Consider the following 19,289-nt stretch of genomic DNA (forward strand, 5'->3'; position numbering starts at 1 on the left):
CGGTCATTGGCTTCCAGATAGCGGTTCTGGATGACCTCCCATTCATGCCGCCAGATTTCGCAATACTTCTGGTCGTTCCAATCCACCGTATCCTCCTTGTGGCTTTTCCATCTGCCGGACGGAAGTTTTATCCGTTCCCCGTTTTCGTCAAGGTCATAAACCTTGCGGCTCTTGGGAAGCCATTTTCCATGTTCGTCCATTGCCCTCATAGTGAGCATGACATGGGCGTGGGGATTGTGTCCCGGCGGATGGGGGTCATGGATTGCAAAATCAGCAATCATGCCTTTGGAAACAAACTGCTGCTCACAAAATTCCCGGACAAGGACAGCATACTGGTCGGGTGGTATCTCTCTTGGGATGGTAAGCACCCACCGCCTTGCAAGCTGGGAGTTCCATTGCTTTTCCACCGCTTCGGCGGCGTTCCATAAGGTATTGCGGTCTGCATACGACCGTGGGGCGTTTGCCGGGAGCAGAATTTCATTGTGGACAATACCACGCTTTTCCGGGTAGTGCTTCACTTGCTGGTCGTATTCACAGAACAGCTTTTCGCCGCTTTGGTAAGCAGCGGCGGCAACCGCAGACTGTCGCTGGCTGCGCTGAACAATCGTGATTTCGTTGTGTGGGCAGGGCATTTCGTGTCCCTCCTTTCGGTAATTGGTGGATGGGGTGGCGTTTTACCACCTCATTTTGGCAGAAAAAAAGCAGGAGACCTTTTTCAGATTTCCTGCTCGGTGTGCCGCTGTGAGGGCGGCGGATATTTAGTTGTAAAAGTTCGGGACAAGTTGACCCGATGGGTAGATGGTACACTTAAAAATTATGGTTCTCTTGTCATTAGCTCATTAGCATAATGATTAAGAGCTTCACAAGGTTCATATTTGCATTTATAACCAATACCGTCAATTATAATAAATGGATTGTATGCTATAATCTCCACTTGAGAACCATCTGCCAAAGACAGAGTGAAAATAACTGCTTGTCCGGCATATTCTGTATATGAGTTGTCCTTATTGTAAATAACTACCTCATTGAGATATGATACTAATTCCTCTGTTTCTACTATCTGAATTGTTGTATCAGGTGGCGATAACCGAACACTTGCCGAAGTAATATCTGCTGCCTCTAAATCTTTGAATGGTCTATGAGCAGAAAACAAAAGAAAGCTAATACCTATACCGATTAAACATATCAGTGCAATTAACAAAAACTTTTTATGCTTCATTTGATTCTCCTTTACACACTACTATGAAATTTCTTTTTCATCATCTCTTGGTGGTCGGACATAACATAACATTTCTTTTTCACAAGCACCAAATTTTGAGAAATTGGATTTCGCTTCTTTTAGCGTTATTCCATGATTAGAGTCACTTGGTTCGTTATCAGAAGCAATGAACGGGTCATTCTCCCAAAAACAAACGGGACAGATATACCCACAATCTTCATTTGCCGGAACATTATAGGTAAAATATCCGCAGCAAGGACATTGGTATTTTTTCATATAAACCTCCCGTTTAAGCCTTGACCTCAAATTCCTGATTTATTTCTGACTTTATTATACTTCATCGATTATCGAAAAGATAGCATATTTTATGAAACTTGTCGGCTGGGAACAGCTTACAGCGCAAGGTGTCCCCAGATGGCAAGTCCACAAAAGGGTAGCTGGCGGCAGCCAGCGCAGGGGAAGCGTAGCGTCCCCTGTATGATTTGGAGCAGACCTTGACTGCGGAAAATCACAGCCCTCCGGCGAGGAGCCTTCGGAGAACGCAATGCACCAACCTTTGGGTGGTGTATAATTGCGCCCTTAGTAAACTAAGGGGTTTCCGGCTTCTCCCGTTCCAGCAGTTTCTTCAATAGTTCCTGCGTGTCCTGCCTGTGAAAAATGAGTTTCAACAACAGCATAACATCATCATCTGTCAGGCGTTCCGGCTCTTGCAGAAAACTTTCCAGCATACCGCCACGAGTACAGAGCCGGTGCGTTCGTTCCTTTCGGGTAAGCTGCTTTAGCTGGTGCTGCAATGCCTTTTCATCATTGAGGGCTTTCCGCAGTTTCTTTTCACTCTTTTCCAACTCCCGGTTGAGCTTTTCCAGCTTTGAGGTATCAGGCAAGGGCAGCGTCCTCCTTTCTCGGTATCAGCACATAAATCCTGTTTGGTTCTCCAACGCCCTGACGCACCCGCATGATAAGTCCGGCTGTTTCCAGTTCATTCAAAGAACGCTTGACCGTCATAGAGCTGCGGGACAGGACTGCGGCAATGTCTGTGACAGGGAAGCAGACAAACAGGATTCCGTTCTCGTCCTCCTGCCCTTTGGAGAGCATAGCGTCCAACATCCGGCAGTACATGACCTTTGCGGTGCTGCTGACTGGAAATCCTGTCAATGCTCTGGGAAATGGCATACAGGGCGGCAGTGGTGTGTCTATCGTCATAAATTCAAAATTCATTCGGTGTGTTCCTCCTTTTTCTTTGCTCGTTTGGATAAATAACGGGGGCAGTCAATCACAACCGCCCGGAAGCTCTGCCTGCACTCATGCTGGCATTTCCGGCATAATTCGTTGTAAGTGACACGCCCCCGGTCATTGAGGTAAAAAGAAAGCTCCTGCTTCCTCTTTTTGCTCATTCTCGGCATATTGCGTTTCCTCCCGTTTTAGTGTATGGTTTCGGGGCGATTTTCGGCAAAATTACAGCCATAGAGCCGCTTAAAATCTCCCGAAGTATCAGCGATAGGGTAGACTATCCCCCTATTAAATTGTCGTGTTTCGGTATCATTTCGGTGTCAGTTCGCCAGTTCTCCCCGGTGTCGTTCCTCCCCTGAATCTCACAGCGGCGTATCGCTCCCGTTGGTACGCTCGTTTCGGTCAGGGTTCCTCCACATCCCTGCCAAAAGTCATGGCGCTACATCGCCGGGGAAGCATATCCCACACAGGCTGGTCATTCGATTGGAATAATCCATCGATGAACTACCTGTATCATAGAACATTTTTGTGCCCTGTGCCGTATGTCCACAAAGTAGGAATTAAGGATAAAAAGCGGAAATTTCCACGATTGCGGAAAGTGTGATATAATCCAGTTAAGCGACAGCAATGAAACCGCCGGAAAGGAGTGTGCGCCCATGAAAGGAGCAACAAGCATACAGGAACGCCTTTGGGAACTCCGCAAGGACAAAGGCTTAAATCTGGAAGAACTATCAAAGCTGACGGGTATTTCCAAATCTGCTCTCGGAAGTTATGAAAAAGAGGATTTTAAGGAAATCAATCATGGCAACCTTATCACGCTGGCAGACTTCTATGGGGTTTCCGTTGATTATCTGCTGTGCCGGACAGAGAACCGAGAGCAGATCAACACGCCACTAACAGAGCTGCATTTGAATGATGAGATGGTGGCACTTTTGAAAAGCGGTCGGATTAACAACCGCCTGCTCTGTGAGCTTGCCACACATAAAGATTTTATCAAGTTTCTTGCGGACATTGAGATTTATGTGGATGGGATTGCCACCATGCAGATTCAGAACCTCAACGCCCTTGTCGATACCGTCCGGCATGAAATCATTGAACGGTATCGCCCCGGCGAAGATGACCCCCATTTGAAAGTGTTGCAAGCCGCCCATATCAGCGATGATGAATATTTCAGCCACATGGTTCTGGATGACCTCAACCTGATTATCCGGGATATTCGGGAAGCTCACAAAAAGGACAGCGAGAGTGCACCCCAGACCACCGTTGCCGATGAACTGAAAGAAAATCTGGAAGCGGTTGAAAATTTCAAGGGCAGCCGTGATGAAAAGCTGGTTGTCCTTTACTGTAAGCAGCTTGGTATCAACTATAAAAATCTGTCAGATGAAGAATTTCGCTGGCTGATTCGGATTCTCAAAAAATCAAAGAAAATGGGAACGCCTATCAGCCAGAGGAAAAAACGATAAAGAAAAACCGCTGTTGCATGGTTTGTTGGCTTCCATGTAGCAGCGGTTTTTGCTGGGATTATTCAGTTGAATTTTTAGCACGACAAACTGGAATTTATATAATTATTCCTCTAACTTTCCCCATTTTATAGGCTTTCCTGCCTGTCCATTAGTGAAATGATATGTAGTTTCCCTTATTTTTGCCCTTATGAGATAATCACAAGGGAAATAAGGGAATTTTTTTTAATCATTGCCTACCACTTTATCAAGAAGCCGAACCGATTTTCGTTTCGCATCTCTTGTGGAGTGAGCATAGACATTCATTGTGGTACTTACATCTGAGTGTCCTAATAATTCCTGCACATCTTTTGGAGCAGCTCCATTTGCCAAAAGGTTGCTTGTATAGGTGTGACGTAACTGGTGGAAATGAAAGCCTTCAAATCCCTCTAATGTTTTTGCCACCTTTCTGCATACCGTCCCCAAAGTAGTCGGAAGTTCCAGACAACCATCCGGTCTTAAGCAGACGAAAGAAATTTCTTTATAATCTGCCGGGACTTCCTCTGTTCTGTCTAAGCAGTAATATTCGTAGTACACTCTGTTTTTCTCTTTGACCTCTTTGTAGTAGTTCGTGTGATAAAGTTCTCCGTACTGCATTCGATTTTTTAACTGCTCTTTCCGGGCATTGCGGAAAATCTCTACCAGCGTATCTCCAAAATCAACAATCCTCACTTTTTTCCGCTTGGTTGGTCCGATGATATATTTGCGCTTTGAGCCATCATATCGGATGCTGCGTCTTATGGTAAGGCATTGTTCTTCCAGATTTACGTCCTGCCATGCCAAACCACAGGCTTCTCCAATACGAAGCCCGGCATAATAGGCTATCTGGATTGGAAGTATTGCGGCTGGGTTCTTTTTTTGAAGATACGCAAGCAGTCTTTCATAATCTTCTCGTGAAATTGGTTGGATATTTCCGTCCATGTCCTCATCCGAAAACAAATCAACTTCGTCCGTCTGATACCGCAGTTTAATATACTGCATGGGATTGAACGTAATATACTGTTTTGGAAATACTGCAAAGCGGAAAGACTGCTGCATGACTGCGGAAAAAGAATGGATGTAATCTTTGCTGTAACCCTTTCTCTCTTTTCCATCGGGATGAACTCCCCCGAAGGAAAGCAAATCAAAGAAAGATTGCAAATGCTCAGAGGTTACATTTTTTAATTTCCGTTCTGCCAGCGGATGTTTCTTAATATTTCGGATTGTTCCGAGGTAATTCTCCACAGTACCATTGCTGAGCGTACCTGTTTTTAATTCCTCCTCTGCCCACACATCCAGAAGTTGTCCGACTGTGAGATTTTCCGCTTTGGCAACAAATTTCTTTTTCTCATAATCATCCATTGCCTGACGGAGCAGCTTTTCAGTTTCACTTTTGCTTTCTGTTCCAACGCATTCTTTCTGAACAAGATTGCCGCTTGCGTCCTCTACATAGAAGCGGTAGTACCATTTCTTTCCTTTTTTTCTTACAGATCCTTTTGCCATAATCGTATGTCTCCTTTCGATATTAGACAATCGGAACTGATGAAATGCTTCGTGCGTGTAAGTATATCATAACTCCGGTTGTCTTACTATACCGATTCGGAATCTTCGTATAAGACTTCTGATAAAAGATTTGCAAGCCTTTGTTCTGCTGTTTTTGGTTTCTTGGAATAGAGCCTTACAACGTCTGCCATCTCATTAAAAGCATTGATGGTAGGAGTGATTTCCCTTAAGAACATAATCTCATTATATTCATCATTCGATTCAAACCCTATTGTTTTGGCAATATCCGTCTGACCAGCATTCCCCTTGAAGTTTTTGCAGGCGAACTGAAAGGAATCCAAAAACAGACCATATTGTTTTAACATCAGCAGTAATAAATCTTTTGAAAAAGCATCTTCTTCTTTGGTAAGGGCAAGCGGTAACTGTTCCAGAATATCTCCCATCGCATCACGAATCTGTAACTCTCTCTTATCCGTAATGTCGGTTTCATATTCATCTGTTTCCCCTTTGAGCCATTCCACAGATACATGGAGTGCTTCCGAAAGACCTTCCAGCACCATTTTTTTCGTATTGTCAATCGAACCATTCTCATAACGCAGGATTGTAGAAGCGGTAACCCCCATCTTTTCTGCGACATAAGGCTGTGTCAGATTCAATTCCAGACGGCGCTGTTTTACTCTGCTGCCTATCAGCTTGCGTAGTTCTTTATCTTTCATGCTGACTGCCTCCTTTTTCGGTATGTATGAATTATAGCATTGTTTTTCCAAAATTGCAATATGCAATATAATATTTGCTTTTAATATTTCGTAACGCTTGACAAAAAGATATGAAAAGGATATACTTACATCACAAGAATTGCATAATGCAATTTATAAGGAGGTGATTATATGACGCAAAGAAAAATTGCATTATCCATCGAAGAAGCTGCTGACTATACGGGAATCGGCAGAAACACCTTAAGACAGCTTGTAGAATGGAAGAAACTTCCAGTATTAAAGGTTGGTCGCAAAGTCCTGATTAAAACCGATATTCTGGAAATGTTTATGGAAGCGAATGAAGGTCGTGATTTGAGGGATAGAGGAAATGTAAAAGCCGTAACAAGAACTGCGGCAAATTAAAAAGGCGGCTTCCAAAGAAACCGCCAAAGGTTCTATCAGACCGAAGCCATGATATACCTACACGCAAGAAGATTATACCATGTGCTTCTTCTGATACGCAACCAAGAACTTATGTTTGCAAGAGAAAGGAGAATGTAATAATGGCAAAATCAACAAAAAGTTATGAAGAACGAATGCTTGAAATGGAAAAGAAAGAGCAGGAAAGCCTTGAAAAGGCGAAAAGATATGCAGCACAGAAGAAAGAACTTCTGAAGCGAAAGAAAGCCGAAGAAAGTAAAAAACGAACCCATAGGCTCTGTCAGGTTGGCGGTGCGGTGGAATCCGTTCTTGGTTCGCCTATTGAGGAAGAAGACATCCCAAAGCTGATTGGTTTTCTGAAAAAGCAGGAAGCCAACGGGAAATTTTTCTCAAAGGCAATGCAGAAAGAAACAAATACCGATATGGAGGAAGTGTAATGGCGGAGGGGATGAGGTTTTCATTCCCTTCATTGCTTTTTTATGAAGGGCGCACTTATGGACAACCAGAGGTCGTCCCAATAAGTTTGCCACAAGTGGCAACCGGTCTGCGCTCACGCTTGCCGGGCTCGTTCCGTCGGCGGGGCTTTCAGCCAGACCTGCTCATGCCGCAGGAGGCACTCTTCGCCAGAGGGGCGCATTCCATGCAGGCTGCTATGCGCAGGGCACTCTTACGCAGAGGGCGTTCCGGCAATGCTGCTTTTCCTAAAACCGAAAGCAATGTTGCCGGAAATCTATGCCGGATGTGCAGAAAGGAGGCATCCAGACATGGCGATTTTTCATTACACAGTCAAAATAGTCGGACGTAGTAAAGGGAAATCTGTTATCTCCGCTTCCGCATATCTCAATGGGGATGTGATGAAAAATAAGGAAACCGGGCGAATCAGTTATTACACTTCTAAAAAAGAAGTGGTCTACACCAGTCTGATGATGTGCGAAAACGCACCTCCTGAATGGCAGATAGTACCAGAGGAAAATATAAAACGCTTTCAGAAATCTGTCCGATACAAAAAGTCAGCAGATAAAGAAGCTGCTTTAGAAAAATTTAAAATCACATTTCAGAAACAGAGGTTATGGAATGAGGTATTGAAGATTGAAAAAAGTGCGGATGCCCAATTTGGCAGGTCATTTGAATTTGCCCTTCCCAAAGAATGGAACAGACAGGAACAAATTCAATATACAACTGACTATATCCAAAAAACTTTTGTAGATAGAGGAATGTGCGCTGATTGGAGTATCCACGATAAAGGGGATGGCAACCCCCATGTCCATCTGCTTCTGACTATGCGTCCTTTTAACCCGGATCATTCTTGGGGAAAGAAAGAAGTCAAGGATTGGGATTTTGTCAGAGATAAAAACGGAAATATCGTGATTGATGAATCCCATCCGAACTGGTGGCAGGATAAGAAAAACCCTGACCATCATGGAATCCGTATCCCTGTATTAGACGAAAACGGAATTCAGAAGATTGGTGCAAGAAACCGCCTGCAATGGAAACGGGTGCTGACCGATGCTACTGGATGGAACAATCCAAAAAATTGTGAACTATGGCGGAGTGAGTGGGCAAAGGTGTGTAATGAACATCTTTCTTTGCATAATCAGGTCGATCACCGTTCTTATGAAAAACAGGGAAAACTCCAGATTCCTACCATCCATGAAGGTGCTGACGCAAGAAAGATTGAACAAAAGTTTCTTGTCGGGCAGGAAATAAAAGGTTCGTGGAAAGTAGCGGAAAATCAAATCATAAAACAACAAAACACGTTATTGCAAAAGATACTGGACACCTTTGGAAAAGTATCGGGTGCATTATCATTATGGAAGGAGCGATTAAATGACATTAGAAGAAAGCCGGGAAATTATACCCTTAATGGAGTCCATGATTGGGCAAATCGAAGAACAGCAGACCTTAATGACAGAAATGATTCTGGAAATGCAGAACCGGGACACCCAACTCTCTCTTATGCAGGAACAGAATCAGAAATTGCAAAAATTAAACAGCGAGTTATCCGAGCTGCTCAACATTTTGCCAAATACCGAGGAACTGCTTTCCAAGATGGAAGAACAGAAAACGAAGATAGAACTTTTGGAAAACGAAAATCAGCAATGGCAGAAATTGGCACAGAATCTGAACAGCGAAAACAGTTTATTGCTGAAACAGAACACCGAATTGCTGAACTGGAACAGCAAATAAGGAAAGGACGTGATATAGATGAACGAATCCAGAGAATCAAAGAACGCCGAACAGTTGGAAGAACTTCTGCTCTTGACCGAGGAGATACAAGAAGAACTGGAACAGAAAGACCAGCTTATCGTGGAACTGAAGACGCAGCTCAGCGAATCTCTGACCTTGAACGAGAAATTAAACAAAGAGAACAGAGCCGGGAATATTCAAGCATTAAAGAACGACTTGAAGCTGGCAGACAGAGCATTGCAGATCGAGAAAGAGAAGCTGCGAAGCGCAAACGTCACGATAGGGGAATGTCAAGATAAAATACGATGCTTAACACAACAACGGGATTATGCCCGGACACATCAGAAAATCGTAGAGATACCGGTAGAAAAGCCGGTGCTCTATGAAAAATGTGAAGCCTGTGACCGGACAGCCTATCAGAATGAAAAAGCGAAATACGAAACACAAAAAGAGCGACTTGCAGGACAGTATAAAGCAAAAACGGTAATATTCCAAACAACCTTGTTCCTTCTTGCATGGTATTCGCTGACAACCACTCTTTTTCAGGCAGTACAGTCAGATGTGTTCCTTTCCGATTGTAAATCATTCTTCCATGATGCAGCGTCATTCATACAAACTTTTATCGGACGGACGATTGCTGCCGGACATTCTGCGGCACAGATTAGTACCAAAATTCCAAATGCGTTTATAGCCGGAATCATATATTGGTTATTGCTGATATTGGTTGTCGGAATATGCGTAGCAGGAACAGGGATACTGGTGATACTGATAGAAATAAAGGTTATAGAATTATATAAGAAAAACTGTTGGGATTTTATTACTCTACTGATGATACTGACAAGTGCTGCTGTCATCATTTATTTTGGAGAATCCATCAAAAAAACACTGTCAGTAAATCTTCTATTGCTTTTTGTACTTTCGCAAGGAGTATATGTTGGACTTAGATGTTATTTGAAAAATCAGTTAAATACCAAGCTATATTGATCAAAATATGATAAAAAACGTATAAAAGCATGGGATAAAAACACACATCGTCCCCTGCTATTATATTATCCTTTTCCAATTTCTAGTAGGATATGCCTGTTTCATTATGCTTTTTTAAAAGCCTTAGTTTGAATGCTTTACTGTATTTCTTCCTAGACATAAATATGCTCCACATGGTACATAAAAAAGGACATGGCAATACCTCCTTGATACCACCGTATCCTTGAAAAAGGGCGACTTTAACACACCCTCCGTATTCTCATTTTTACAAAAGAAAACGGCGGTTTTGATTGTTATTTCAAAACCGCCGTTAAAATGGCATGAGAACTTTCTACTTCATAAGCGGTTTTTTTTCATGCTTATGAAGTAGAGAATTTTTACCTTATCGTAAATTCGCAAGATAAATTATATGTATCGTAATCCCAATCTCTTTCACTTTCAAAGAACGCAAATTGTTTAATCAAACGATAGTGTCCAGCAGGCAATTCTCCATAAAAACTTTTAACATCAATTTCTAATGTTAATCGTTCGTTAGGCTTAATAAAGCAATCCTTTTCATTGCTCTTTGAGGGGTCATCAAGCTGTTTAAGTTGATACCAAGTGCCGGATTGTTCAGCTTCTATTTCAAAATAATCTGGTGAATATTGGTATTCTTTATCAGAAGTATTTTCTATTAGAAATGAAAGGTGCTTTAAGTCTAAATCCTTTTCTGTACTCATTGAAATCTTCAAATCGCCCAAAGTGTCAAGCGCTTCTTCACTTCCATAAGGAGAAACCTCATATTCTTCGGAATAATCTTGTACTACATGATTATCACTGTCCTTTGCTTGACTACACCCAACAATACACACCAATAACAATAAGGTTAGAAACATACATATTATTTTTTTCATTTGTCCTTATCTCCTTTCTTTTAAATTTATAATAGCAATAAAATGTCTATTTTCAATCAACTTTCATTGCAATTTATTTTCACTGTAACACATGCTCCCCCTGCTTTATTATTAGCAATTTGGATATTTCCGCCATGTCTTTCACTTAAAATCTTACTAATATTCAGCCCTAACCCCAAATGTTCAGTAGCTATATCTTTCGATGATTTATAAAATGGTAATGTCGCCTTTTCAATATCAATATTTTTAAACCCGCAACCATCGTCTGAAACAGATATAACTAAATTATCATTCTCTATTACTACGCTAATAGCAATATCACTTTTTGCGTATCTAATACTATTAGAGAGTAAGTTTTCATAAATCTGCATGACTGTATCTAAATTGATAAACAAGGTTATATTATTACCGCTTGTAGTAATTGAAAAATGTTTGTCATAACAAAGTGCTTCTGCTGTGTTATTAAAATTATCAATAAGTGAATGAAATGTAATCTGTTGTCGTGGAATATCAATATCCTCTAACCTGTATAAGTTCGTCATAGCATTTACATATTTTTCAAGACGTGAAATATTTTTTGACATTACTGATATTTCATCTAATATTTCTTGTTGTGATACTAAGCCTTTGGGAATAAAGGAAAGCAGCATAGTAGCATGACCCTTTAGTAAAGTCAAAGGAGTGCGTAAGTCATGCGAAAAAGCAGCATTTAGACGGCGCTGTTCAGCAAATTGTCGAAACATAGTTTCATTATTTTTCGACAAACAGTCTTTCATTTTTTCAAAGGCATGACAAAGTTTCCCCATTTCATCATTTAATGGATATGATAACGTAAAATCTAAGTCATTTGCTTCAATTTTATGATACGCATTAGTTAATAGCTTAATAGGTTTCGATAATTTTTTTTTATAAAAAAATGTTACACAACATATCATACTAATAGATAATACGATAGGAATAATTGCAATATTTAATGAACCTAAAGCACTGTCAATAAGCCTATCCCGGTTTGTAAAATTAGGTAAAACTTCGATATATGAAACATGGTTCGGATAGACATATTCGTGTACTGGGCGTTCTTTTTGATAATCAACATTGAACTTGCATATCTCGTTTCCTTTCGTGTCAAATATTGTGTATTTTGTTTGGTCATTACTATAAGTGGCGGTAAATGAGCCATTTTCCGGTATATCATACCTCGTTGACAGATTTTCATACTTATAGTTTAAATTTATTCTGTATCTGTCAACCATTGAAATTAAAAGTATACAAATAATTATTCCAATCAACAACGAAAACAAAGCATAAAGAACAAAGGTCATTCTAATACTCATGCTATTTAACCGATTGAACAATCTGCTTCTCTTTAATTTTTCCATCTATATCCGCACCCCCAAACAGTTTCAATGTAAGGTCTATCGCCTAAAGATAAAAATTTTGCCCTAATACGTCTGATATGTTCTGTAACAACTGTATTATCACCAATGCCGTCTAATCCCCAAACTTTTTCATAAATAGTTTCCCGGTCAAAAACAATTCCTTTGTTTTGCAAAAGGAAAGATATTATATCAAATTCCTTTTTGGTAAAAGCCATATCCTTATTATGATAAAACACAATACGTGAGGAATAATCTATAACCATATCTTCATCAAATTGCACCTTTGAAGATATATTGTGTCTTTTTTCTCTGCGAAGATGTGCTGCAATGCGAGCTTCTAATTCATCAACAGAAAATGGTTTTATTACATAGTCGTCTGCGCCAATAGAAAATCCTTTTATTTTATCACTATCTTCAATGCGTGCTGTTAAAAAAATTATAGGGCATGAAACATAATCCCGTATCCTTTCGCAAACAGTAAATCCATCTATATCTGGCATATTGACATCTAACAAAATAATGTCAGGTTTTTTTTCTACTTCTTTTAATGCAGCATTTCCTGCTGTTGCAGTATATACCGTATATCCAAGTTTGCTGAAATAGCAATACAGCATTGATACAATTTCTTTTTCATCGTCTACAATTAAAATACTCTGCGCCATAAATATGCCTCCATTGTGAATATCTGATTTAAGATTATCAAACAAAAATCTATTTCTAATCAATTTCTTTAATTTTCGATGTCATTAGTTATTATATATGGCAATATGAGTTGTAGCAACCTTACTCTACATGTTTTATGCTCTATTACTATCCACACTATGATGTGTGTAATCATATCCCGAAAGCCATACCAAACAAAGCAGTCTATGGCAGATTTAGAAATAAGTCCTATGATTATTGAAAAATAAGAAAATATAAAAATTAGAGTGAAGTAATTATATTACAAAAATGAAAAACGGGAGATACACAGATATTGTGCTATCTCCCATATTGTTTTTAGTGTCATATCAAGGCTCATTTATTAGTGGTAAAATTAGCGTTTTTCTATATTTCTCAAAATGCTTGAAAGTAAAGTGTTCATATGGATAATCGAAAATCAGATATAAACTTTTGTTTAAATTGCCTATAATTCAAGTGAATCTTCTGCATCCACCCACATCTGTAAATTGCCATCAAGATATAATCTTGCATATTCCAAAGGCTCATCCACAGCCAATGAAGTAAGCGCACATTCTGATCCATATGTGGTTTTTAAATTTTTTTCAGCTTCCCAACAATTAATGCGAATCATATATCCGGCACTTGTGTAAACATCAATACTATCGTGGTTTATGTTGTATTCTGCATAAATTGTTCTCATTGTATCTTATCTCCATTTTTTAATAATCATTTACAGAGTTAAATATCGAAAACATTTCATTCAGTTCACCATGTCGTTATTGTTATATGTTATACTATGTACGAATTTTTCTTTCCCTTAATTTTTCCCATATTAAGGTTCATGAAAACCAATGAGAGAATATAATACAAGGGAAAGAGTAAGGGAAAGTTCACTTGCTACAAACTTAGTATTTTCAAGGGTTTGTGAGGAATTTGATAATCAACTATAACAGTTATTAAATTTCCTAAAATAAGTGAAATATCAACTGGAATTTGTTGCTCCATACGCCCTTGACAATAGTCCTTACAATATACGATAATAATATTTACAAATACTATTTGTAAGTGGGGGACTTATGGAAAACAATCATTTTAACGTTGCGTGGGCGAAAAGCACTGCTCTATATACAAAAGCAGCTTCGGTACTTGGCGTCGGATACCCGAAAATGATGGTGCTGTATGCGCTGGAATCCATGGGAGAACTGACGCAAAAGCAGATCGCAGAGAATTTCGGTATGCAAAAACAGACGGTTCATACGGTCGTGAGCGCACTTCAAAAGAAGGGCTATTTACTGTTGGAGGCCAGCGAGGGCGATAAACGTGAGAAGCGGATCGTCTTGACTGAAAGCGGACAGGTATACGCCCACAGAATGATTGCGCCTTTACGAAAAGCCGAGGAGAAGGTTTATAGAACAATCGGGAACGAACGGCTCCAAGCCATGTGTGAAATTCTTGACCTGTTCAATCTTCTCTTTGAAAGAGAGCTGAGCGGAGGTCTGGGCAATGAATAACAAGCGGACTTTCTTTCAGTATGTGATTCCGTCCGTGTTATCTTTTGCGCTTTCCGGGGTGTATGCCATCGTTGACGGTTTCTTTGTAGGCAACTCAATCGGGGATGCCGGACTTTCCGCAATCAACATTGCATATCCCATCACGGCGGTCCTGCAATCCGTAGGGACAGGAATCGGAATGGGTGGTTCAGTCAAATACTCCATTCTGAAAGCAGCAGGAAATGAGAAAAAAGCACGGGAGTTCGTTGCCGGTGCAACATGGCTGATGCTTCTTTTCAGCGCTGTCCTGACTGTCACCGTTTTCTTCACTTCAGAGAAAATCCTTTCTGACCTTGGTGCATCGGGCGAGTTGCTTACTCTGGGAAAAGAGTATATCAAGGTAATTGCCCTTGGAGCGATTTTACAGGTGTTCGGCACCGGACTGGTTCCGTTTATGCGTAATTACGGCGGTTCTTTGTGGGCAATGATCGCTATGATCTGCGGCTTTGCTACCAATGTTGCTCTTGACTATACTTTTGTGTGGGTTCTTAGACGGGGCATGTACGGTGCGGCATTGGCGACCATTATTGGGCAGGGAGTTACCATGGCGGTTGCACTCGTGTATTGCGCCATCAAAAAGAACCTCACTCTGAAAATCGCACCTGTTGATACCCCGAAAACGGCATTTCAGATATTAAAAATCGGACTTGCTCCATTTGGCTTGACCTTTGCCCCAAATATCTCTCTTGTGATCATCAACCGATTTTCGGTTTCTTATGGCGGACAGGAGGCTATCGCCACCTATGCCTGTATCTCCTATATCATCTGCATTGTTTATCTTCTTTTGCAGGGTGTCGGTGATGGTAGCCAGCCGCTCATGAGTCAGTTCTGCGGAGCAGGCGAAGAAAAATCGCTCAAACAAACCAAAACGCTGGCGTATGAATTTTCCCTGGTTTTGGCGGTAATCAGTGCGATTCTGATTTACCTGCTCCGTGGAAAGATTGGACTACTGTTCGGTTCATCTGCCGAGGTAAACGCAGGGGTCATAAAGGTCATGCCGATCTTCCTTGTGTCGGTTCCGTTTGACGCCATCACACGAGTTTCCACGGCGGCTTTCTACGCAACCGAAAAAAGTGTGCTGTCCTATGTTCTGACATTTATCGAACCCATCATCATGCTGGTGTTGATGCTGATGCTGCCGCCGGTGTTTGGCGGTCAAATCATGATTTGGTGGAGCACCGTATTTGCAAAGGTCATTACCGCATCAGTAAGCATTGTGCTGTCCGTTAGATACAGCGCACAAAGAAATCGATAACTTCCAGTTGTTATACTGGGAATTGTAAAATGCATAGGAAGAAAAGAGGTCAAAAATGAAAGTTTTAATGATTAATGGAAGTCCACGAAAAGATGGAAACACTTCCATAGCGCTTGAAGAAATGCGAAAGGTATTTGAAACAGAAGGGGTAGAAACAGAATGTATCCGTGTCGGTCATATGGATGTCAGAGGATGCATTGCCTGCGGACGATGCAGTGAATTGGGTAAATGTGTTTTTGATGATGTTGTCAATGAACTGGCGTCTGCATTCAAAGCGGCAGATGGACTTGTGATTGCCAGCCCGGTGTACTATGCTTCGGCAAATGCAACATTGATTGCAGTTCTGGACAGGCTGTTTTACAGTTCACATTTTGACAAGACTATGAAGGTCGGAGCAAGCGTTGTATGTGCGAGACGTGGCGGATGTTCTGCAACATTTGATGAATTGAATAAATACTTTACCATATCGAATATGCCGATTGCATCCAGTCAATACTGGAATTCTATCCATGGGCTGGCGCAGGGAGAGGCAGAGATGGATGAAGAGGGAAAACAGACCATGCGTGTACTCGCAAGGAATATGGCGTTTCTGATGAAGAGTATTGCGTTGGGTAAAGAAATGTTTGGTCTGCCGGAAAAAGAGGAACAGGTAGCTACACATTTCATTCGATAGGATGAAATTGAAATTGATAAATTCTCAGTAATGGAGGGAAAGAGTTAAAATGAAAATTCGTAAGGCAGAGAAAAAGGATATTCCAAGAATTCTTACGTTGCTGGGACAGGTATTACAGATCCATGCAGAGATCCGTCCGGATATTTTTATATCCGGCACCACCAAATATACCTCCTGCGAGCTGGAAGAGCTATTGAAGCAGGAGGATACCCCTATCTACGTTGCCGTAAATGAGGATGATTTGTGTATAGGCTATGCTTTCTGCCAACTTAAGGAGCAGCCCTTTTCCAACAATATGGTGCCCTTTAAATCACTGTTTATCGATGACCTTTGTGTTGACAGGCAGGCACGGGGGCAGCACATTGGGGAAGGCCTGTTTGAATATGTGAAGCAGCAGGCAAAAAAACTGGGTTGCTATGAAGTAACTTTGAACGTCTGGGCAGGAAATACTTCGGCAGAGCGTTTTTATGAAAAGATGGGCATGAAAACAAAGGAACGGCAGATGGAATATATTCTATGAGCCGGGCGAACGGTTGAATTTTATGTCGAATTGTACCAGAATCAGATCTGATGGAGAATAATCGATGTGATTAGAAAGCTGCAGAATGGAGATATAAATAAGGTTGCTGACCTATGGTTAAAGACGAAGCTGGAAGCACATAATTTTATTCCTGAACCATACTGGACCGGTAATTATGAAGCCGTGAAGAAAATGCTGCCACAGGCAGAGGTTTATGTGTATGAAGAGAATAAAATAATTCAAGGCTTTGTAGGTGTACAAGAGGAATACATAGAAGGTATTTTTGTTTCCGGCAAAATGCAGTCCCATGGGATAGGCAAAGCGTTGTTGGATTATATCAAGGATAAAAAAGGCAGATTACAGTTAAACGTATATCAGAAAAATGTCAGGGCAATGTCTTTCTACCAAAGAGAAGGGTTCACGGTTCAGCGTGAACAACTGGATGAATTCACCGGCGAAAAAGAATATGTAATGGAGTGGAGTAGTTAAAATGTAGATTCGTAAGGCAGAGAAAATGGTTACCATACAGACCGGAAGTAAAGAAAAGAGGATGAAAAAGGAATGAAAAAAGAGAATTATTCGATTGTATTCAGCAGCCTGACAGGCAATACAAAGCTGCTTGCCGATACGATTCATGAGGCGCTGCCGAAGGAGGACTGTGAGTATTTCGGTGTGGGTAAGGCGGAAGAGCTGCTCTCGGAAGTGATCTATGTGGGCTTCTGGACGGACAAAGGAAACGCGGATCAAAACACCTTAGAACTTCTGGGAAAATTGAGGAACAAAAAGATTTTCCTGTTCGGAACAGCGGGTTTTGGCGGGAGCGAGGCGTATTATCAGAATATCCTTGCGAATGTGAGAAAGTCGATTGACGCCAGCAACCGAGTGATTGGCGAGTATATGTGTCAGGGCAAAATGCCGCTGTCTGTACGGGAACGCTATGAGAAAATGAAAGAGCAGCCGGAGCATCCGGCCAACGTTGACGCGCTGATCGAAAATTTTGACCGGGCTCTCTCCCATCCGGATGCGGATGATTTGGAAAAACTCAGAAATATAGTTACAGAAGGCTAGACTTTCGCACCCCCTGTTCAGGGGGTGCGTTTTTATAATCTTTTTAGATTTAAGTTGTCTGCTTTTGGTTTACATAAAGCTATGCTGTATGGTATAATCTGGTTAAAAATCAGGGAATCACTTTCTGCTGTTCTTCCTATTACCGGAATTGTTCTGATGATCAGTATTTTTCTGATCCCCATGGAGCTGGGCAGCGTAGGGATGTTCCTTACGGGGGCTGTCATGCTGATCGTTGGAATGGGCTTTTTCCAGCTTGGCGCAGAGATGGCCATGACGCCGAATGGAGCAAACAACCTGATTTTGCGGATCCCTGCCCGTCGATTCAGTTGCCGGTATCTAAAAAAGGGATTGCGCTTTTGGGTACTTTTTGCTAGAATAGAGTCGATAAAAGGGAGTAGCTTGCCGACAGAGTTCGGTTCACTTCTTCGTCAGGACAGTTATAACAGATAACTCGGAAAGTGATGGAATAGCGAGACTTTTACTGTAGCTGCAGTAGGAGTCTCTTTTTTTATCCATTTCTCCTGCTGTGACAGAAACCAAAGAAAGAGAGGTACGAATGATGTTGTGGCAGGTTATGATTTTACTGGCAGGTTTTTTGTTCCTGGTGAAGGGAGCGGACTGGTTCGTGGAAGGAGCGGCGTGTATCGCGAAAAAGCTGGGAATTCCGCAGCTGGTGATTGGGCTTACGATTGTGGCCATGGGAACCAGTATGCCGGAGGCGGCGGTGAGCGTCACGGCGGCCATGCAGCAAAACGCAGGTATCACGGTGGGAAATGTGGTCGGCAGTAATATTTTAAACATTCTGATTATACTGGGAATCACGGCGGTAATCACCAATGTGACGATCCAGCGTTCTACGCTTCATTATGAGATTCCCTTCATGCTTGCGGTTACGACGCTCCTGCTGGGATTCGGAATGACAGGAGGCCGGATTATCTTTATGGAGGGCGTGATTTTCTGGATCTTTTTTCTGGCATATCTGGGCTATCTTTTCGTGATGGCCAGAAAAGAGAATGCCGGGGAAGAGGGAACAGTGAAGGACTTTCCCGTATGGAAATGCCTGCTTTTGATGGTGCTTGGCGGAATTCTGGTTGTGAAGGGCAGCGATTTCGCAGTCAGCGGAGCCTCTGCCATTGCCCGTTACTTCGGAATGAGCGAGCGGTTTATCGGTCTAACCATTGTCGCCCTGGGAACGTCTCTTCCGGAGCTGGTGACGTCTGTGACGGCAGCGAGACGTGGAAATGCCGGAATCGCCATCGGCAATATCGTCGGCAGTAATATTTTTAATATTCTTTTTGTAATCGGAACGGCCGCTCTGATCTGTCCCGTACCCTTTGAACGTAAATTTATCGCAGATACGGTAATCGCCATCGGGGCAGGCGTGGTGCTGTGGCTGGGAACATTCCGGAACCGGGAATTGAGAAAGCCCTGCGGCATCGTAATGCTCCTGTGCTACGCGGCATATTTCGCCTATTTGTGCGTTATGTAAATCTTAATTGGAAATTAATAAATGGATGGAAAAAGAATGTTAAAATAAGGATAAATAAAACC

The 19,289-nt window shown here is 41.7% G+C and carries 25 protein-coding genes; 13 read left to right on the plus strand and 12 right to left on the minus strand.

Going from position 1 to position 19,289, the window contains the following annotated elements; translation table 11 throughout:
• The 6 genes from mobQ to OCV63_RS13420 form a co-directional block, all read right to left on the minus strand.
• Nucleotides 1–632: MobQ family relaxase (gene mobQ / locus OCV63_RS13395; protein ID WP_158364664.1), on the minus strand; the 632-nt coding region annotated here is incomplete at its 3' end.
• Nucleotides 633–814: 182 nt separating this feature from the next.
• The gene (locus OCV63_RS13400) at nucleotides 815–1,219 is read right to left on the minus strand and encodes a hypothetical protein (protein ID WP_002594806.1); all 405 of its coding nucleotides are present in this window, start codon (nucleotides 1,217–1,219) and stop codon (nucleotides 815–817) included.
• A 21-nt stretch (nucleotides 1,220–1,240) separates the two neighbouring features.
• The gene (locus OCV63_RS13405; protein WP_006575072.1) at nucleotides 1,241–1,495 is read right to left on the minus strand and encodes a CPCC family cysteine-rich protein; all 255 of its coding nucleotides are present in this window, start codon (nucleotides 1,493–1,495) and stop codon (nucleotides 1,241–1,243) included.
• A gap of 311 nt (nucleotides 1,496–1,806) precedes the next feature.
• Entirely contained in the window at nucleotides 1,807–2,103 is a 297-nt protein-coding gene (locus tag OCV63_RS13410; RefSeq protein ID WP_118440873.1) for a DUF3847 domain-containing protein, read from the minus strand.
• On the minus strand, nucleotides 2,096–2,437 hold the full coding sequence (locus tag OCV63_RS13415) for a DeoR family transcriptional regulator (RefSeq protein WP_118593901.1): 342 nt from the start codon (nucleotides 2,435–2,437) through the stop codon (nucleotides 2,096–2,098). The genes OCV63_RS13410 and OCV63_RS13415 overlap by 8 nt, the downstream gene beginning before the upstream one ends.
• Nucleotides 2,434–2,622, minus strand: a complete 189-nt coding sequence (locus OCV63_RS13420; RefSeq protein ID WP_118593902.1) for a hypothetical protein — start codon at nucleotides 2,620–2,622, stop codon at nucleotides 2,434–2,436. Before OCV63_RS13420 ends, OCV63_RS13415 begins: the two co-directional genes overlap by 4 nt.
• Before the next feature lie 483 nt (nucleotides 2,623–3,105).
• On the opposite strand from OCV63_RS13420, the gene OCV63_RS13425 reads away from it, so the two are divergent.
• Entirely contained in the window at nucleotides 3,106–3,912 is an 807-nt protein-coding gene (locus OCV63_RS13425) for a helix-turn-helix domain-containing protein (RefSeq protein ID WP_009296084.1), read from the plus strand.
• 222 nt (nucleotides 3,913–4,134) lie between these two features.
• Here OCV63_RS13425 and OCV63_RS13430 read toward each other — a convergent pair whose 3' ends face one another.
• Both OCV63_RS13430 and OCV63_RS13435 read right to left on the minus strand, forming a co-directional pair.
• A complete protein-coding gene (locus OCV63_RS13430) occupies nucleotides 4,135–5,430 on the minus strand; it encodes a tyrosine-type recombinase/integrase (RefSeq protein WP_008400148.1) in 1,296 nt (431 codons plus the stop codon).
• A gap of 86 nt (nucleotides 5,431–5,516) precedes the next feature.
• Entirely contained in the window at nucleotides 5,517–6,146 is a 630-nt protein-coding gene (locus OCV63_RS13435) for a helix-turn-helix domain-containing protein (RefSeq protein WP_008402208.1), read from the minus strand.
• A 171-nt stretch (nucleotides 6,147–6,317) separates the two neighbouring features.
• Here OCV63_RS13435 and OCV63_RS13440 point away from each other — a divergent pair, with 171 nt between their 5' ends.
• The 4 genes from OCV63_RS13440 (at nucleotide 6,318) to OCV63_RS13455 (ending at nucleotide 9,737) form a co-directional block, all read left to right on the plus strand.
• A complete protein-coding gene (locus OCV63_RS13440) occupies nucleotides 6,318–6,548 on the plus strand; it encodes a helix-turn-helix domain-containing protein (protein WP_004843519.1) in 231 nt (76 codons plus the stop codon).
• A gap of 140 nt (nucleotides 6,549–6,688) precedes the next feature.
• Nucleotides 6,689–7,003 carry a hypothetical protein gene (locus OCV63_RS13445; protein ID WP_005337289.1) on the plus strand — a complete coding sequence of 105 codons (315 nt, stop codon included), beginning with the start codon at nucleotides 6,689–6,691 and terminating at the stop codon, nucleotides 7,001–7,003.
• Nucleotides 7,004–7,330: 327 nt separating this feature from the next.
• Entirely contained in the window at nucleotides 7,331–9,052 is a 1,722-nt protein-coding gene (locus OCV63_RS13450) for a MobA/MobL family protein (protein ID WP_158364666.1), read from the plus strand.
• Entirely contained in the window at nucleotides 8,991–9,737 is a 747-nt protein-coding gene (locus OCV63_RS13455; protein ID WP_158364737.1) for a DUF6040 family protein, read from the plus strand. The genes OCV63_RS13450 and OCV63_RS13455 overlap by 62 nt, the downstream gene beginning before the upstream one ends.
• Before the next feature lie 377 nt (nucleotides 9,738–10,114).
• On the opposite strand, the gene OCV63_RS13460 is transcribed toward OCV63_RS13455, so the two are convergent.
• The 4 genes from OCV63_RS13460 to OCV63_RS13475 form a co-directional block, all read right to left on the minus strand.
• Nucleotides 10,115–10,630 (minus strand): immunoglobulin-like domain-containing protein, encoded by a 516-nt coding sequence (locus OCV63_RS13460; RefSeq protein WP_008400157.1) that lies wholly within the window; start codon nucleotides 10,628–10,630, stop codon nucleotides 10,115–10,117.
• Between the two features lie 56 nt (nucleotides 10,631–10,686).
• A complete protein-coding gene (locus tag OCV63_RS13465; RefSeq protein WP_055156874.1) occupies nucleotides 10,687–12,009 on the minus strand; it encodes a HAMP domain-containing sensor histidine kinase in 1,323 nt (440 codons plus the stop codon).
• Entirely contained in the window at nucleotides 11,997–12,671 is a 675-nt protein-coding gene (locus tag OCV63_RS13470) for a response regulator transcription factor (RefSeq protein ID WP_158364668.1), read from the minus strand. Before OCV63_RS13470 ends, OCV63_RS13465 begins: the two co-directional genes overlap by 13 nt.
• Nucleotides 12,672–13,135: 464 nt before the next feature.
• The gene (locus tag OCV63_RS13475) at nucleotides 13,136–13,372 is read right to left on the minus strand and encodes a DUF6061 family protein (protein ID WP_158364670.1); all 237 of its coding nucleotides are present in this window, start codon (nucleotides 13,370–13,372) and stop codon (nucleotides 13,136–13,138) included.
• A 376-nt stretch (nucleotides 13,373–13,748) separates the two neighbouring features.
• Between OCV63_RS13475 and OCV63_RS13480 the strand changes: the two genes are divergently transcribed.
• The 8 genes from OCV63_RS13480 to OCV63_RS13515 all read left to right on the plus strand — a co-directional run bounded on the left by OCV63_RS13480 (nucleotide 13,749) and on the right by OCV63_RS13515 (nucleotide 19,227).
• The gene (locus OCV63_RS13480; protein WP_158364672.1) at nucleotides 13,749–14,183 is read left to right on the plus strand and encodes a MarR family winged helix-turn-helix transcriptional regulator; all 435 of its coding nucleotides are present in this window, start codon (nucleotides 13,749–13,751) and stop codon (nucleotides 14,181–14,183) included.
• Nucleotides 14,176–15,477: an MATE family efflux transporter gene (locus OCV63_RS13485; RefSeq protein ID WP_158364674.1), complete on the plus strand. Its 1,302-nt coding sequence runs from the start codon at nucleotides 14,176–14,178 to the stop codon at nucleotides 15,475–15,477. The genes OCV63_RS13480 and OCV63_RS13485 overlap by 8 nt, the downstream gene beginning before the upstream one ends.
• A 55-nt stretch (nucleotides 15,478–15,532) precedes the next feature.
• Complete coding sequence (locus OCV63_RS13490) at nucleotides 15,533–16,150, plus strand: flavodoxin family protein (protein WP_158364676.1); 618 nt, start codon at nucleotides 15,533–15,535, stop codon at nucleotides 16,148–16,150.
• Between the two features lie 49 nt (nucleotides 16,151–16,199).
• Nucleotides 16,200–16,670 carry a GNAT family N-acetyltransferase gene (locus tag OCV63_RS13495; protein ID WP_158364678.1) on the plus strand — a complete coding sequence of 157 codons (471 nt, stop codon included), beginning with the start codon at nucleotides 16,200–16,202 and terminating at the stop codon, nucleotides 16,668–16,670.
• 66 nt (nucleotides 16,671–16,736) lie between these two features.
• Nucleotides 16,737–17,159, plus strand: a complete 423-nt coding sequence (locus OCV63_RS13500; protein WP_158364680.1) for an N-acetyltransferase — start codon at nucleotides 16,737–16,739, stop codon at nucleotides 17,157–17,159.
• Between the two features lie 72 nt (nucleotides 17,160–17,231).
• Complete coding sequence (bilS, locus tag OCV63_RS13505) at nucleotides 17,232–17,738, plus strand: flavodoxin family protein BilS (protein WP_158364682.1); 507 nt, start codon at nucleotides 17,232–17,234, stop codon at nucleotides 17,736–17,738.
• Nucleotides 17,739–17,819: 81 nt separating this feature from the next.
• Nucleotides 17,820–18,188 carry a DUF1538 family protein gene (locus OCV63_RS13510; protein WP_158364684.1) on the plus strand — a complete coding sequence of 123 codons (369 nt, stop codon included), beginning with the start codon at nucleotides 17,820–17,822 and terminating at the stop codon, nucleotides 18,186–18,188.
• Between the two features lie 106 nt (nucleotides 18,189–18,294).
• On the plus strand, nucleotides 18,295–19,227 hold the full coding sequence (locus OCV63_RS13515; protein WP_158364686.1) for a calcium/sodium antiporter: 933 nt from the start codon (nucleotides 18,295–18,297) through the stop codon (nucleotides 19,225–19,227).
• Nucleotides 19,228–19,289: the final 62 nt, after the last annotated feature.

It is taken from the genome of Laedolimicola ammoniilytica (genome assembly GCF_025567165.1).
Classification (GTDB): domain Bacteria; phylum Bacillota; class Clostridia; order Lachnospirales; family Lachnospiraceae; genus Laedolimicola; species Laedolimicola ammoniilytica.